The 14,710-nt window shown below is 74.3% G+C and carries 14 protein-coding genes; 7 read left to right on the plus strand and 7 right to left on the minus strand.

The genetic code is table 11. The features are described 5' to 3' along the window. Positions 1-263: 263 nt before the first annotated feature. The 4 genes from ACWCYY_RS19575 (at position 264) to ACWCYY_RS19590 (ending at position 5,884) form a co-directional block, all read left to right on the plus strand. The gene (locus tag ACWCYY_RS19575; RefSeq protein WP_345279745.1) at positions 264-803 is read left to right on the plus strand and encodes a beta-class carbonic anhydrase; all 540 of its coding nucleotides are present in this window, start codon (positions 264-266) and stop codon (positions 801-803) included. Positions 804-1,037: 234 nt separating this feature from the next. Beyond that, positions 1,038-2,030, plus strand: a complete 993-nt coding sequence (locus tag ACWCYY_RS19580; RefSeq protein ID WP_380150212.1) for an AAA family ATPase — start codon at positions 1,038-1,040, stop codon at positions 2,028-2,030. Position 2,031: 1 nt separating this feature from the next. Next, complete coding sequence (locus ACWCYY_RS19585; RefSeq protein ID WP_345279748.1) at positions 2,032-3,351, plus strand: DUF58 domain-containing protein; 1,320 nt, start codon at positions 2,032-2,034, stop codon at positions 3,349-3,351. A 118-nt stretch (positions 3,352-3,469) separates the two neighbouring features. After that, complete coding sequence (locus ACWCYY_RS19590; protein ID WP_345279750.1) at positions 3,470-5,884, plus strand: transglutaminase family protein; 2,415 nt, start codon at positions 3,470-3,472, stop codon at positions 5,882-5,884. Positions 5,885-6,026: 142 nt separating this feature from the next. Here the strand turns inward: ACWCYY_RS19590 and ACWCYY_RS19595 are convergent, their stop codons facing one another. The 3 genes from ACWCYY_RS19595 to ACWCYY_RS19605 all read right to left on the minus strand — a co-directional run bounded on the left by ACWCYY_RS19595 (position 6,027) and on the right by ACWCYY_RS19605 (position 8,258). After that, positions 6,027-6,410 (minus strand): DUF3040 domain-containing protein, encoded by a 384-nt coding sequence (locus ACWCYY_RS19595; protein WP_345279751.1) that lies wholly within the window; start codon positions 6,408-6,410, stop codon positions 6,027-6,029. 297 nt (positions 6,411-6,707) lie between these two features. Then, on the minus strand, positions 6,708-7,460 hold the full coding sequence (locus tag ACWCYY_RS19600; protein WP_345279753.1) for a methyltransferase domain-containing protein: 753 nt from the start codon (positions 7,458-7,460) through the stop codon (positions 6,708-6,710). Positions 7,461-7,718: 258 nt separating this feature from the next. Beyond that, positions 7,719-8,258, minus strand: coding sequence for an SAV_6107 family HEPN domain-containing protein (locus ACWCYY_RS19605; RefSeq protein ID WP_345279755.1), 540 nt, complete (start codon positions 8,256-8,258; stop codon positions 7,719-7,721). A 495-nt stretch (positions 8,259-8,753) separates the two neighbouring features. Here ACWCYY_RS19605 and ACWCYY_RS19610 point away from each other — a divergent pair, with 495 nt between their 5' ends. Then, positions 8,754-9,392, plus strand: a complete 639-nt coding sequence (locus ACWCYY_RS19610) for a DUF4126 domain-containing protein (RefSeq protein ID WP_345279757.1) — start codon at positions 8,754-8,756, stop codon at positions 9,390-9,392. Positions 9,393-9,399: 7 nt separating this feature from the next. Here the strand turns inward: ACWCYY_RS19610 and ACWCYY_RS19615 are convergent, their stop codons facing one another. Next, positions 9,400-10,272: a sigma-70 family RNA polymerase sigma factor gene (locus tag ACWCYY_RS19615; protein ID WP_345279759.1), complete on the minus strand. Its 873-nt coding sequence runs from the start codon at positions 10,270-10,272 to the stop codon at positions 9,400-9,402. Between the two features lie 87 nt (positions 10,273-10,359). On the opposite strand from ACWCYY_RS19615, the gene ACWCYY_RS19620 reads away from it, so the two are divergent. After that, the gene (locus tag ACWCYY_RS19620) at positions 10,360-11,739 is read left to right on the plus strand and encodes a phytoene desaturase family protein (protein ID WP_449796778.1); all 1,380 of its coding nucleotides are present in this window, start codon (positions 10,360-10,362) and stop codon (positions 11,737-11,739) included. A gap of 66 nt (positions 11,740-11,805) precedes the next feature. Here ACWCYY_RS19620 and ACWCYY_RS19625 read toward each other — a convergent pair whose 3' ends face one another. Beyond that, entirely contained in the window at positions 11,806-12,162 is a 357-nt protein-coding gene (locus ACWCYY_RS19625) for a tetratricopeptide repeat protein (protein WP_345279763.1), read from the minus strand. 142 nt (positions 12,163-12,304) lie between these two features. Between ACWCYY_RS19625 and ACWCYY_RS19630 the strand changes: the two genes are divergently transcribed. Further along, complete coding sequence (locus ACWCYY_RS19630; RefSeq protein WP_345279765.1) at positions 12,305-12,559, plus strand: DUF2630 family protein; 255 nt, start codon at positions 12,305-12,307, stop codon at positions 12,557-12,559. A gap of 15 nt (positions 12,560-12,574) precedes the next feature. Here the strand turns inward: ACWCYY_RS19630 and ACWCYY_RS19635 are convergent, their stop codons facing one another. Continuing rightward, entirely contained in the window at positions 12,575-13,366 is a 792-nt protein-coding gene (locus ACWCYY_RS19635) for a hypothetical protein (RefSeq protein ID WP_449796779.1), read from the minus strand. 373 nt (positions 13,367-13,739) lie between these two features. Next, positions 13,740-14,654 (minus strand): methylenetetrahydrofolate reductase [NAD(P)H], encoded by a 915-nt coding sequence (metF, locus tag ACWCYY_RS19640; RefSeq protein ID WP_345279769.1) that lies wholly within the window; start codon positions 14,652-14,654, stop codon positions 13,740-13,742. Positions 14,655-14,710: the final 56 nt, after the last annotated feature.

Genomic DNA, 14,710 nt, shown 5'->3' on the forward strand with positions numbered 1-14,710 from the left:
GAACTCTACCGTCCCCACCTGCCGAGTCAATCGACCGCGACCGCGCGCCACCCGGGCGGCGGCATGGATTCCCGCAGGTGGGAGCAGGGACGGCCATCCGCTCCCCCGCACGGCCGCACCGCGCACGGCCCCCACCGCGCGCCGGACGGACCGGCACGAACCGGACGTGCGGCACCGCTCAGCAGCTATGCCCTCCGTCACACCCCACCCGTTCACCACCGGCCCCCCTCCGCAACGGCCGGAAGGCCACTACCGTCATCGGCATGACAGTGACCCCCGACCGGCCCGTGCCGACCGCCGCTGCCGACTCCACCCCGTCCATCACCGACCGGTTCGTCGCCGCGAACCGCGAGTACGCCAAGACCTTCCGGGACGGCGGGATGGACGCCCGCCCGGTGCGGAACGTCACCGTGGTGGCCTGCATGGACGCCCGCCTCGACCTGTTCGCCGCCCTCGGCCTCGAACTCGGCGACGCCCACCTGATCCGCAACGCCGGCGGCGTCGTCACCGACGACACCATCCGCTCCCTGACGATCAGCCAGCGCGCCCTGGGCACCCGCTCGATCGTCCTCATCCACCACACCGGCTGCGGCCTCCTCGGCCTCACCGAGGACTTCCGCCGCGACCTGGAGCTCGAGGTCGGCCAGCGCCCCACCTGGGCCGTCGAGTCCTTCGTCGACCTGGACGGCGACGTCCGACAGTCCATGCAGCGGGTCCGCACCTCCCCCTTCATCCCCCACCGCGACGACGTCCGCGGCTTCGTCTTCGACGTCCACACCGGCCTCCTCCGCGAGATCCACTGAACCCTCGCGCCCCTGGGAGGACGACGAAGTCGTCACCCCGGGGGCGCGAGGAACTGCGCGAAGCGGAGGAAACGAACGGTCAGATCGCGGCACACGGCTCAGCCCCGCATCGGAGCGCAAAACGGACACTCCCCCCGTGTCGCCCACTCGGGTGACGTTCCGCCCCCCGACAAGGAAGAATGCGCCTTCAGGCCGACCGGCCAGCTTGCATTTTCGGGGCATGGGAGCAATCGAGTGACGACCTTCAACGGACAGAGCGGCACGGGCGGTTCAGGACTGCACGAGCTCGGCGCAGTGGTCGAACGGGTCCGGGCCTCGGTGGAGAGCGTCATCGAGGGCAAGCCCGAGGCCGTCCGGATCGCCCTCACCGTCCTCCTCGCCGAGGGCCACCTCCTCCTCGAGGACGTCCCCGGCGTCGGCAAGACCATGCTCGCCAAGGCCCTCGCCCGCTCCGTCGACTGCACGGTCCGCCGGATCCAGTTCACGCCGGACCTGCTGCCCTCCGACGTGACCGGCACCAACGTCTTCGACCAGCAGCGGATGGACTTCGAGTTCCGCCCGGGCGCGATCTTCGCGCAGATCGTGGTCGGCGACGAGATCAACCGCGCCTCGCCGAAGACCCAGTCCGCGCTGCTGGAGTCGATGGAGGAGCGCCAGGTCACCATCGACGGCACCAGCTACGAGCTGCCGTCCCCGTTCATGGTGATCGCCACCCAGAACCCGGTGGAGATGGAGGGCACCTATCCCCTCCCCGAGGCGCAGCGCGACCGCTTCATGGCCCGGGTGTCGATCGGCTACCCCAGCGCCGAGGCCGAGTTCGCGATGCTGGACGTGCACGGCGGCGCCAGCCCGCTGGACCACCTGACCCCGGTCGCGCACGCGCACGACATCCTCAAGCTGGTCGAGGTGGTCCGCTCGGTGCACGTCTCCGAGGCGGTCCGCCGCTACGCGGTCGAGCTGGTCGGCGCCACCCGCTACCACCAGGAGCTGCGCCTGGGCGCCTCGCCGCGCGCGACCCTGCACCTGATCCGGGCCGCCCGCGCCCACGCCGCGCTGGACGGCCGCGACTACGTGCTGCCGGACGACGTCCAGGCGCTGGCCGTGCCCGTGCTGGCGCACCGTCTGCTGCCCACCGCGGAGACCCAGCTCAGCCGCCGTTCGACCGAACAGATCGTCACCGACCTGGTGGCGAGCCTGCCCATCCCGCGTCCGCAGGGCCGGGGCTGAGGTGGCCAAGGGGGACAGCGCGACCGGACTGCGCACCGGACTGCGCGGCCTGACCACCCGGGGGCGGTCCTTCCTGGCCGCCGGGATCACCGCCGCGCTCTGCGCCTACGTCTTCGGCCAGGACACCCTGCTCCAGGTCTCGGTGCTGCTGGCCGCCCTGCCGCTGGCCGCCGCCGTGCTGCTGCTGCGCACCCGCTACCGGGTGGCCGGCGGGCGGCGCCTCAGCCCGTACCGGGTGGCGGCGGGCCAGGAGGCCCGGGTGCACCTGCGCCTGGACAACGTCTCCCGGGTGCCCACCGGCCTGCTGCTGCTGGAGGACCAGGTCCCGTACGTGCTGGGGCCGCGGCCGCGGTTCGTGCTGGACCGGGTGGAGCCGCGCGGCTTCCGCGAGGTCTCCTACCGGGTCCGCTCGGACCTGCGCGGGCGCTACCCGCTGGGGCCGTTGCAGCTGCGGGTGGCCGACCCGTTCGGGATGTGCGAGCTGAACCGTTCGTTCGCCGCCTCGGACGTGCTGACCGTGGTGCCCCAGGTGGTGGCCCTGCCGACCGTGAAGCTGCCCGGGGAGTCCACCGGCCACGGCGAGTCCAACGTCCACACCCTGGCGCTGGCCGGGGACGACGACGTGATCCCGCGCGAGTACCGGCACGGCGACGACCTGCGCCGGGTGCACTGGAAGTCCACCGCCCGCTACGGCGAGCTGATGGTCCGTCGGGAGGAGCAGCCGCTGCGGGCCAAGGCCACCGTGCTGCTGGACACCCGGGACGTGGCGCACCGGGGCTCCGGCCCGGCCTCCTCCTTCGAATGGGCCGTCAGCTGCGCCGCCTCGGTCGGCGTGCACCTGCTGGAGCGCGGCTACCAGACCCGACTGCTGACCGACACCGGTCTGGCCGTGCCCGGCCCCGAGGCCGGGGCGATCGCCACCGTGGCGGAGGCGGCCGGCCTGCTGCTGGACTCCCTCGCCGTGGTCGAGCTCTCCGACGGCGGCACCCTGGCCCGGGCCGAGCAGGTGCTGCGCCAGGGCGGCGACGGCGTGCTGGTCGCGGTGCTCGGCTCGCTGGACGAGGAGCAGGTGGCCCGGCTCGGGCGGCTGCGGCGGCGGGCGGCCGGAGCGGTCGCCTTCCTGCTGGACACCGCCACCTGGGCCGGCCTGCGCCACCTGGCGCCGGACACCCCGGACCAGGACGCCACCGACCAGGTGACCCGCCTGCGCGAGGCCGGCTGGACGGTGCTCTCCGCCCGGGCCGGCGACTCGGTGGCCACCCTGTGGCGGCACGCCGAGCGCGCCGCCGCGGTCCCCTACCGCAACGGGGCGGGGTCATGACCGCCGCATCCTCCCGGGCCCGCCGCGCCCGCCGGAGCACGCCGCGGGACCGTTCCCTCCCGGCCGCAGGCGCCGCGCGCCCGGCCGTCCGTACCGACCGAAGCGGGGAGGCCGCCGGATGACCACCCGGGCCAAGCTCACGCTCTACTCGGCGCTGGCCACCGTGCTGGTGACGCTCTGTCTGACCCCGCTGGTGGAGCCGGCCTCCTGGGTCCTGCGCGCCGTGCTGGTGACCGCCGCCGCCGGAGGCGCCGGGGCCGGGCTGCGCCGGCTGGCGTTCTCCCGCGCGCTCCAGGTGCCGCTCCAACTGCTGGCCGTGCTCTACCTGTTGATGCTGCTGTTCGTGCAGCGTTCGATGGACTACCTGGTGCTGCCCGGCCCGAGCGCGCTGGACGCGGTCGGCAGCCTGCTGGCGGAGGGCCAGAAGACCGTCCAGGAGTACACCGCCCCGGCCCCGGCGACCGAGGGCGTGCAGCTGATCCTGGTCGGTGCGGTGGCGCTGATCGCGGTGCTGGTCGACGCCCTCGCGGTGACCTTCCGCCGGGCCGCGCTGGCCGGGCTGCCGCTGCTCGCGCTGTACTCCGTCGGCACCGGCCTGAACGGCGCCGACAACGCCTGGCTGTGGTTCCTGCTCTCCGCCGCTGGCTACCTGCTGCTGCTCTTCGCCGAGGGCCAGGACCGGCTCTCCCGCTGGGGCCGGGTCTTCCACGGCACCTCGCAGGACGGCAGCGGCACCATCTCGCACAGCGGCCACCGGGTCGGCCTGCTCGCCCTGGCCTGCGCGGTGGTGATCCCGCTGATCGTCCCGCAGACCGGCCTCGGCCTGTTCGGGGACGGCAACGGGAGCGGCGCGGGCCTCGGCAAGGGATCGGGGCGGCCGGTCACCTCGCTGAACCCGGTGGTGGCCCTGACGGCCAATCTGACCCGCCAGGACGTCAACACCGAGATGTTCACCTTCCGCACCGACTCCAACGCCACCGACCTCTACATGCGGATCGGCGCGCTGGACAGCTTCGACGGCGTCTCCTGGAAGTTCTCCGAGCAGCGCCTCCAGCAGATCCCCAGCCCGATGCCCTACCCGCAGGGGCTCGGCCAGGACGTCCAGGCCGAGAGCTTCCGCACCGACATCAAGATCTCCAAGAACCTCTCCACCGAGTGGTTGCCGATGCCCTACCCGGCCGACACGGTCACCGTGCGGGGCGACTGGAAGTACGAGCCCGACACCCGCTCGGTGGTCGGCGACGGCGGGCAGAAGACCGACGGCATCACGTACTCCGTGGTCAGCAAGGACGTCCGCCCGACCCCCGAGCAGCTCCGCTCGGCCGGCCCCGTCCCGAACGAGATCGCCCGCCGCTTCACCTCCCTGCCGGACACCCTGCCGCCGGTGGTCGCCCAGACCGCCCGCAAGGTGGTGGCCGGCAAGAACAACCCGTACGACCAGGCCGTGGCGTTGCAGGCCTGGTTCAACGGCCCCGAGTTCCGCTACAGCCTCCAGGTCGCCGCGGCCACCGGGAACGAGGCCATCGAGCGCTTCCTGCGCGAGAAGACCGGCTTCTGCGTGCACTACGCGGCCACCATGGCCGCGATGGCCCGCTCGCTGGGCATCCCGGCCCGGGTGGCCATCGGCTTCGCTCCCGGCACCGACATGGGCCGGGGCAGCTTCCTGGTGCGCAGCCAGGACTACCACGCCTGGCCGGAGCTGTACTTCCCCGGCTCGGGCTGGCTGCGCTTCGAGCCGACCCCGAGCCGCGGCAGCGCCCCCGAGTACACCTCGGAGAAGGCCGCGCCGGCTCCGAGCGCCCAGCCGACCGAGGCGACCACCGCGCCGAGCACCGCGCCCTCCGCGGCGCCCAGCTCCAGCAGCAGCTGCACCGCGCAGCAGCAGCGCCAGGACGGCTGCGCCGACGAGCAGGCGGTCACCCCGCTCACCGTCGAGGAACGGCCCTGGTGGCTGGAGTGGCCGGTGCTGGTCTCCGTGCCGGCCGCACTGCTGCTGCTGGCCCTGCTGGCCACCCCGATGCTCTGGCGGATCCGCCAACGGCGCCGACGGCTCGGCACCGGCCGACGGGCACCGGGTGGCGACGGCGGCGGCGAGTTGACGGACCGCCAGGTGCTGGCCGCCTGGGAGGAGCTGATCGACACCGCCTGGGACCTCGGCATCCCGCCGGACGACTCGCGCACCCCGCGCACCGCCGTCCGCCGGATCGCCGAGGTCGGGCAGCTGGATCCGGAGGCGACGGCTGCGGCCGGCCGGGTGGCGCTGGCCACCGAACGGGTGCTCTACGCCCGCAGCGCCGACACCGAGCTGCCGCTCGGCCCGGACGTGCGGACCGCCGCCGAGGGCCTGCGGGCCTCGGCCGGCCGCCGCGGCCGGACCAGGGCCGTGCTGCTGCCGCCGTCCTCGGCGCGGCTGCGCCGGCGGATCGGCGACCGGGCGGCGGCGGTCGGCGACGCGGTCCGCTCCCGCCTGGACCGGCTCTCCGCGGCGGTGCGCCGTCTGCCGGGCCTGCGGGGGCGCGGCGAACGGGACTGACGGACGGCGGGAGGGCAGGGGGCTCGGCCCCCTCCCCTCCCGCCGCGCGGTTCACCTCCGCACGGACGCACGACGAGGGCGGGCAGTCGAATCGACTGCCCGCCCTCGTGCGAACCCAGGTCTTCCGGTCTTCCGGTGCCGGTCACATGCCGTCGTGCTCGTCCCGACGGCGTTGCCAGCGCTGCTCCATCCGGTCCATCACACCGGCCTTGCGGCGGGGAGGCGGGGAAGCCTTGGCTCCCGCTCCCTGCCCGGCCGGACCACGCCTCCAGCCCTTCACGGCGAAGACCGCGCAGCCCAGCATCACCACGAAACCGACCACGCCCACCACGATCACGTTGGCGACGAGGCCCCCCATCAGGAGGGCGATGCCCACCACGAACCCTGCGGCGGCCAGGTAGACCCGCCGACGGGTGTAGGTGCGCAGCCCGGTTCCCTCAAGCGCTGACGCGAATTTGGGATCTTCGGCGTACAGCGCTCGCTCCATCTGCTCGAGCAGTCGCTGCTCGTGCTCCGAGAGCGGCACGGAGTCCTCCTACTCGTCGGTCGCGGGGCGACCGGTCCGCCACCCCTGGCTCGGGTCGTTGTGTGGACCATATGCCCCACGGGCCAGGCCGTCATGCTTTCCGGCTTTACCCAGATCATACGGTCCGGGCCGCCGGTTCGGGACGGTCAGGAGCACGTGGCTCGGGCCACGTCGCGTTCCCCGTCCCCAGCCACCCAACGCCGCGGTGCACCGACAAGTGCCCGAGGCGGTGGAATCATCCCGACGGAGTCGCGACGAGCCGGGTTTCGGGGCGGGAAACGGCGGGCGAAGGAGGGGTCAGGCGAGGGCGGCCAGCAGGTGGAGCTGGGTCGCCACGGCGTGGAAGGCGGGCTGCTCGGCGGCGGCCTGCTCCAGCTTGAGCAGGGCCTCCACCGCCCCCGGCTCGGTGTCCACCAGAACGCCGGGCACCAGGTCGGAGAAGACCCGGACGCCGTGCACCGAGGAGACCCGGAGCCCGGCGGCGGCGGCCAGTCCGTTCAGCTCCTCGGCGGTGAAGCGGCGGGGCATCGGGTCCTGGGCGCCCCAGCGGCCGTCCGGGGCGTCGAGCACCGCGCGGGCGTCGTCGAAGTGGCCGGCCAGGGCGCGGGCCAGCACGGCGCCGTTCCGGTTGGCGGCCAGCAGGCTGACCAGACCGCCCTCCGCCAGGGTGGCGGTCAGGTTCTTCAGCGCCTCGGCCGGGTCGTCCACGACCTCCAGGACACCGTGGCAGAGCACCGCGTCCACCGACCCCGGGGTGACCACCTCGGGCAGGGTCTGGGTGTCGCCCTGGACGGCCCGGACCAGCTCCGTGACGCCGGCCTCGGCGGCCCGGCGCTCCAGCGCGAACAGCGCGTCCGGGCTCGGGTCCACCACCGTCACCCGGTGGCCCAGCTTCGCCACGGGCACGGCGAAGTTGCCCGTGCCGCCGCCGGTGTCGAGCACCTCCAGCACGGGCTTGCCCAGCTCGGCCGCCCGGGTCTCCAGGGCGGCTCGCACCACCTCCCACACCACGGCGGTACGCAGGGCACTGCGGGGACGGGTCGGGTACAAGGCGGAGGCTCCTCGGCTAGGGCGAAGCGGGACGCTGGACGCCACCACCTTAGACGCCCCGGACACCACTCCCGGTTCACCGCCGCCCACGGCCCCACCGAACGGCCTGACGGCCCGTCACCCACCCCTTCCCGAACGCCGACGGCCAGGCCGGACGCTTCAGTCCGCGTCCCCCACCTCATCCCCCGGCGGGAGCGATCAGGTCCGACCCCCTACACCGACCCCCTCACCCCACGCCCCCCACCCCGACCCTCCCCCTCACTCCACGTCCCCCACCCTGTCCCCCAGCGGGAGCGGCTGGTCCGGGTGGAGGTCCAGCAGGCGCTGCACCAGGCGGAGGTAGAGGGCCGTGTTCCTGATCAGGTCGTCCGCGTCGCGGGCCGAGGCCGCGTTCGGGATCCCCGCCTCGGCGGCCGCGCGGCGCCGCGCTCCGGCGGCGAAGTACGCGGCCCACTCGACCAGCTCGGGGGCCACCTCGGGCAGCACGTCCCAGGCGCTGCGGATGGCCTGGCGCCGCCTGCCCCGTTTCTCCGGGCGCCCCCGGACGGCCAGCACGGCGGCGGTGGTGCGGAGTGCGGCGAGGTGGGCGGTGGAGTAGCGCTGCAGCGGGTCCTCGTACTGGCGGGCCTGCAGCAAGGTCAGCTCGGCGTGCCGGAGCAGGTCGAGCGCGGCCGGCGGGGCGGCCGCGCGACGTGGCACCGGGTGGATGTCGGCGCCCCTCAGGCGGCCGGCCGGGACGGACGGCGGGCCTGCGGGCGCGGGCAGCAGTGGGGCGGTCTCGGGCTGACTGATGGTCATACTCTCCCCCGGTCCACGGCGGGTGCACGGACCGGACGGCCCGTACGTCTCCATGGTGGACGGCGGCACTGACAATCTGGTAGTGGGCGCTGACGCACGGACACCCCGCACCGGTCGGTGCGGGGTGTCCGGACGCGTCCCCCCGTGGTTCCCCCGTAGGCCCCCCGGTGGGTCCCCCCGGACCCGGCGTTCCCCCGTACCGCGTTCCGCCGCCCCGTGTCGGCGGTCCGCGGCCGCACCCGGCCCGTTGTCGCGGCCCGAGTGGTTGCCCACCGGTCCCCCACAGTCCGTGGACGTCGGGCCGCTGCCCGGAGGAGACCTGACGGTCCGTCGCTCCGGGATGCCCCCACTCTGCCGTTCCCGCAGGTGGGACGGGTATCCGTCGCCGTACTCAAGTGCGCGGCTGAGTATCCGTACTCATCTTCGGCACCCGCGGAACCGGCACCGGTACGGTGGCGTCCTGACAGCGCCTGGAGTGTTCACGAGGGGGAGCGGATGAGCGTCATCCCGTTGGTCTTCACCAGCGGTTGGGCCAGTGGCATCAACGCCTACGCGGTGGTCCTGCTGCTCGGCCTGCTGGGCCGGTTCGGCGGGGCCGATTCGGTGCCGCCCGCACTGGAACGGACGGACGTGCTGATCGCGGCCACCGTGCTGTTCCTCTGCGAGGCGGTGGCGGACAAGATCCCGTACGTGGACTCGGTCTGGGACGCGGTGCACACCGTGATCCGCCCGATCGCGGGCGCCACCGTCGGCGCGCTGCTGGCCGGTCAGGACCCGGGCTCGCTGGGCGAGGTGGCGGCCGGAGCGGTGGGCGGCACCACGGCGCTGGTCAGCCACGGCATCAAGGCCTCGCTCCGGATGGCGATCAACACCTCGCCGGAGCCCGCCAGCAACGTCATCGCCAGCATCCTGGAGGACCTCTCGGTGGCCGGGCTGATCACCCTGGCGATCTTCCACCCCTGGCTGGCCGCCTCGGCCGCCGCCGTCCTGCTGGTGCTGGGCGCGCTGCTGGTCTGGTTCGCGGTCTCCCGGATCCGCCGCTTCCTGGCCCGCCGCCGGGAGAAGAAGGCCGACCGGCGGTCGGGTGGCGCCGCCCCGGTGGGACAGGGCGGCGCCACCCGGCTGCCGTACTGACGGGCGGTCAGACCGCGGGCGGCAGGTCCAGCCGGGCCAGCCGCTCGCGGTCGGCGAGGATGGCGATCTCGGTGATCCGTCCGTCCCGGACGGTGAAGGCCATCAGCGAGTACGGGCGGCCGTTCGGCTCCACCAGACTGCCGACGCTGCCGTTGACCAGCACCAGCCGCCCGAACGGGGCCAGCCCGGCGAACCGCGCCGCCTGCGCGGCGACCAGCCGGGCACCCCGCAGCAGTTGGGAGACGCCGGGGCCGGAGTCCACCCGGAGCAGCACCTCCGGGTCGAGCACCTCCAGCAGCGCGTCGAAGTCGCCGTCCCGGGCGGCGTTGCGGAAGGCCTCCACCACCACGCGCTGCAGCCCCCGGTCCGGCTCCTCCGGCGGGGTCGCGCCCTGCACCCGGCGGCGCGCCCGGCTGGCGAGCTGACGGGCGGCGGCCGGCTCGCGGTCGACGATCCGGGCGACGGTGTCGAAGTCCACCTGGAACATGTCGTGCAGCACGAAGGCCACCCGCTCGGCGGGCGGCAGGGTGTCCAGCACCACCAGCATGGCCAGGCCGACCGAGTCGCCGAGCAGCGCCTCCCCCTCCGGGTCCGTCCGCGCCAGGTCGGAGACCACCGGGTCCGGCAGCTGGAAGTCGGTGGCGTCCTCCGGCCGGGCCTTGCGCGAGCGCAGCTGGTCCAGGCAGACCCGGCCGACGACGGTGGTCAGCCATGCCCCGAGGTTGCGCACCTCGCGCACGTCCGCGCGGCTCAGGCGCAGCCAGGCCTCCTGCACCGCGTCCTCCGCCTCGGCCAGCGACCCCAGCATCCGGTACGCCACCGCCCGGAGCGCGGGCCGCTCGGCCTCGAACCGCTCCGCCAGCACGATCTCCTCGTTCACCCGGCCCACCCTAGGCGCCGGGCTGACGGGGCGTCAGGCCAGGGCGCCGTTCGGAGCGGGCGGGCGACGCTGTCTAGGATCGTCCGCATGGCACGGATCGTGATCGTCGGCGCGGGGATGAGCGGACTGGCCGCGGCGGCGCGGCTGGGCACGCTGGGGCATCGGGTGACGGTCTGTGAGGCCGGGCCGACGTACGGCGGGGAGCTCGGCCGGTACGAGCACGACGGCTTCGCCTTCGACACCGGGCCGACCCTGCTCGCGCTGCCCGCCGTCTACCGCGACCTCGCGCTGAAGAGCGGCCGGGAGCCGCTGGAGCAGCTGGTGCGGCTGGCCCCGGTCGACCCGGAGAGCCGGCACCTGTTCCCCGACGGCACCGAGCTGGTGCTCTCCAACGCCTCCCGCGGCCGGGTGGCCGAGGCCCTCGACACCGCCTTCGGCCCCGGCACCGGAGCCCGCTGGGGCGAGGTCACCAACCGCGCCCGCACCGTCTGGGAGGCCACCCGCCGCCCCCTGCTCGAGGAGCCGCTGCCCGCCGACCCCACCCCGCTGCACACCGACCCCTACCCCGCACCGCCCCGCCGCGGCCTGGCCCGGCTGCGCCGCGAGCGCCCGCACACCCTGGCCGCCGTGGCCGCCGAGGAGCTCGGCGGCGGGGCCGGGCCGACGGCGCTGCTGTACGAGTACGCGCTCCGGTACGGCCTGGACCCGCGCACCGCTCCGGCCGGGGCGGCGGTGCTGGCGTACATGGAGCAGTCCTTCGGGGTCTGGTCGGTGGGCGGCGGGATGCGGGAGCTGGCCACGGCGGTGTACCGGCGGTGCGAGCAGCGCAAGGTGGAGTTCCACTTCGACACCGAGGTCGACGAGGTGCTGCACCGGGACGGCCGGGTGACCGGGGTGGCCGCCGGGGCACGCCGCTTCGAGGCCGACGTGGTGCTCACCTCGGCCGACCGCACCGGGGCCCGCCTCGGACGGTCCCGGTTGTCGGTGCTGCTGTCGCTGCGCGGCGAGCGCCCGGCCGACACGGTCGTCCGCACCGTGGTGCACGCCCGGGACACCGCCGCCGAGCTGGCCGCGCTGTTCGACCGGGACGAGTACCCGCGCTTCCCCACCGTCCAGGTGCACCGCCCGGGCGACGGCGCCCCCGAGGGCCACGAGGCCGTCACCCTCACCGTCACCGTGCCGCCGGGCACCGCCGTCCCCGCGGACTACGCCGACCACCTGCTGGAGCACCTCGCCTCGGCCGGTCTCGACCTCCGGGAGCGGCTGGCACACCTGCACGTCCCGGCGCCCTCGGCCGCGCAGCCGCTGCCCTCGCTGGCCGGGACGGGCGGAGCCCTCCTCAGCCCGCCGAACGCGACCGGGTACCCCAACCTGTACCGGATCGGCTCCGCCTCCCACCCGGGCGGCGGACTGGCGCGCACCGGGATGTCGGCCTCGATCGTGGCCGGGCTGGTCGGCCCGGCCTGACGGAACGCCAGTGGCCCGTCGCACCCCACGGAGTGCGACGGGCCACCTGACGGCTCACCCACCGGCTCAGTCGGCCAGGTTGGCGGCCCTCACCTCGTAGACGGCGCTCGTCTCCTGGTCCGTCCCCATCGCCTCGGCGAGACGGCGGAACCCGGCCGCCTCCTCCGGGCGGCCCTGCCGGTGCAGGGTGCGGCCGAGCGCCTCGTAGGCCCACCCGTTCGCCGGGTCGAGCTCGACCAGACGGCGGAACGCGGCCTCGGCGCGGCCCAGTTGGGCGCTGTGGAAGTAGGACCGGCCGAGCAGCTCGACGGCCGCCCGGTTGGCCGGGTCCGCCTCGACGATCGGGGCGAGGATCGCGGCCGCGCCGCTGTAGTCCTTCGAGTCGAAGAACAGGTTGGCGCGCTGGTACTCCTGGTAGCTCACTGCGGGGGCTCCTTCCTCGGTCAGGCCCTCGTTCCGCCCCCTCCAACCAGCGCCGCCCTCCGGGTGTTCCCGGCTTGTGGGCGCGGCCCGGTGGGGCAGGATGGAGCGGGTCCGGAACCCCACTCGTTCACAGGAGACACCCATGAGCGGCAAGGAGAACGCCGAGATCCTCGGCTCGATCGGCTCGATGGTGGAGGCCGAGAAGCAGCTCCGCGCGCGGATCGCCTCCGGCGGCGCGGACCAGGAGGCGGCCCGGGCCGAGCTGGCCGCCCTGGAGGTCAAGCTCGACCAGTGCTGGGACCTGCTGCGGCAGCGGCGGGCCCGGGCCGAGTTCGGCGAGGACCCGGGCGGGGCGAAGCTGCGGCCGGCCGCCGAGGTGGAGGGCTACCAGTCCTGAGCCGCTGACGGCGCGTCAGGACTGCTGCTGGTAGTTCCAGTTCTGCTGCTGGTCGTGGCCGGCCGGGCCGGACTGCTGCGGGATCACCGGCTGCTGCTGCCAGTCCTGCTGCTGCCAGCCCTGCTCGTAGTAGCCGGTCTGGGCGTACGGGTCCTGGTACTGCTGCTGGTACTGCTGCTCGTAGCCCGGCACCGGCTGCTGCTGTTGCTGCTGGTAGCCGAACTCGTCGGTGGCGGCGTAGTACTGCGGCTCGGGCTGCGGCTGGTAGTACGCACCGGCGTAGACGCTGTCCTCGGTGAGCGGCTCCGGCTGGTACACGGCCTGCTCGTAGGCGGCGGCCTCGTAGGCAGGGGCCTCGAAGGCGGCCGGCTCGAAGGCCACCTGCTCGAACTCGTACGGCGCGGCGGCGGGTACGGCGGCGGGCTCCTCGATCGGGCCGACCTCGCCGACCTGCACCACGGCGGCGGCCTCGGCGGCCGGGTCCTCGCCCCCGGTGGCGGCGCTCAGCAGCGGCACCTTGGCGAGGGCACCGGGCAGCTCGCCGTCGGCCTTGCGCAGCGACCAGCCCGAGGTGTAGCCGCGCTTCACCGAGAGGGTGACCATCACCTGACCGGCCGCGAAGCCGGCCGCACCGGCGCCGATCACCGGGACGGAGGAGAGCACCATCCCGACGACGACCAGCAGGAAGCCGCCCAGCGCGACGGCGCGCCAGTGCAGCGGGGAACGGCTCTGCAGCAGCAGCTCGGCGACCAGCCAGAGCGCGACCGCCGCGAGCGCGGCGTACAGCACGAGGTACCCGACGCCCATACCGCGTTCCTCCAAGTCACCGGCCCAGCCACCGCCCCCGCGTCCCGGCGACTGTACAGGCTCGCCCCACCCCCGGACGACCCTCCGGACCGCCTACCGGCGCAACGCCCACGGGACCGAGAGCCCGGCCCACCGCCGAATGACCCGCTGGACCGCTCGCCGGCACTACGACACGGACCGAGAGCCCGGCCCACCGCCGAATGACCCTCGTGCCCGGCAGCCGCCTGTCTGCCTTCCGCTGCGCGCAGTTCCTCGCGCCCCTGGTGAAACCGCCTGCCGGCGGGCGACACCTCAGCGCTGGTGCAGCCCGAGGTCCTGGCAGATCTCCAGCCACCCCAACCCCCGCCCCAACCCCCGCCGGGCAGGCGACACCTCAGCGCTGGTGCAGCCCGAGGTTCTGGTAGATCTCCAGCGTCGAGGTCGAGTGGTTCAGCGTGATGAAGTGCAGCCCCGGCGCCCCCTCGGCGAGGAGCCGCTCGGCCATCGCGGTGGCGTGGTCGAGGCCGACCGCCCGCACGGCCTCCGGGTCGTCGGCGACGGCCAGGAAGCGGTCCTTGAGGCCCGGCGGGAAGTCCGACCCGGAGAGCTGCGGGAAGCGGGTGAGCTGGCGGATGTTGGTGACCGGCATGATCTCCGGGATGATCGGCGTCGTGCAGCCCGCCGCCTCGACCCGGTCGCGCAGCCGCAGGTAGTCCTCCACCTCGAAGAACATCTGGGTGATCGCGTAGTCGGCACCCGCGCGGCACTTGGCCACGAAGTGACGGATGTCCTCGTCCCAGTTCTCCGAGCGCGGGTGCATGTTGGGGAAGGCGGCCACGCCGACGCAGAAGTCCCCGATGCCCTTGATCAGCTCGACCAGCTGGTAGGCGTACTCGACGCCCTGCGGGTGGCGGACCCACTCGCCCTCGGGGTCGCCGGGCGGGTCGCCCCGGACCGCGAGCACGTTGCGGACGCCCTGGTCGGCGTACTGGCCGATGATGTTGCGCAGCTCGGCGATCGAGTGGTCCACCGCGGTCAGGTGGGCGACGGGCGTCAGGGTGGTCTCGGTGGCGATCCGGCCGACCAGGTTGACGGTCCGTCCGCGGGAGGAGCCTCCGGCGCCGTACGTCATGCAGACGAAGTTGGGGTCGAGGGCCTCGACACGGCGGATCGCGTCCCACAACTTGGACTCGCCGGCCTCGGTGCGGGGCGGCATGAACTCGAAGGAGAAGGACCGGTCGCCGGCCGCCAAGAGGTCGCGGACGGTCTCTGCCCGGTCGGTACGGGTGGACGGGATGCCGAGAGCCATGCTGGCAGATTAGCCCTCCGCGCGAACGGCCCCGCAAACGTCGTCCACCTGCTGAG

Source organism: Kitasatospora sp. NPDC001664 (assembly GCF_053596675.1).

Excerpts from the sequence above, each read along its gene's own strand:
- metF (WP_345279769.1), bottom strand. The coding sequence starts at position 14,654 with ATGGCTCTCGGCATCCCGTCCACCCGTACCGACCGGGCAGAGACCGTC.
- ACWCYY_RS19590 (WP_345279750.1), top strand. The coding sequence starts at position 3,470 with ATGACCACCCGGGCCAAGCTCACGCTCTACTCGGCGCTGGCCACCGTG.
- ACWCYY_RS19575 (WP_345279745.1), top strand. The coding sequence starts at position 264 with ATGACAGTGACCCCCGACCGGCCCGTGCCGACCGCCGCTGCCGACTCC.
- ACWCYY_RS19605 (WP_345279755.1), bottom strand. The coding sequence starts at position 8,258 with ATGACCATCAGTCAGCCCGAGACCGCCCCACTGCTGCCCGCGCCCGCA.
- ACWCYY_RS19620 (WP_449796778.1), top strand. The coding sequence starts at position 10,360 with ATGGCACGGATCGTGATCGTCGGCGCGGGGATGAGCGGACTGGCCGCG.
- ACWCYY_RS19610 (WP_345279757.1), top strand. The coding sequence starts at position 8,754 with ATGAGCGTCATCCCGTTGGTCTTCACCAGCGGTTGGGCCAGTGGCATC.
- ACWCYY_RS19630 (WP_345279765.1), top strand. The coding sequence starts at position 12,305 with ATGAGCGGCAAGGAGAACGCCGAGATCCTCGGCTCGATCGGCTCGATG.
- ACWCYY_RS19635 (WP_449796779.1), bottom strand. The coding sequence starts at position 13,366 with ATGGGCGTCGGGTACCTCGTGCTGTACGCCGCGCTCGCGGCGGTCGCG.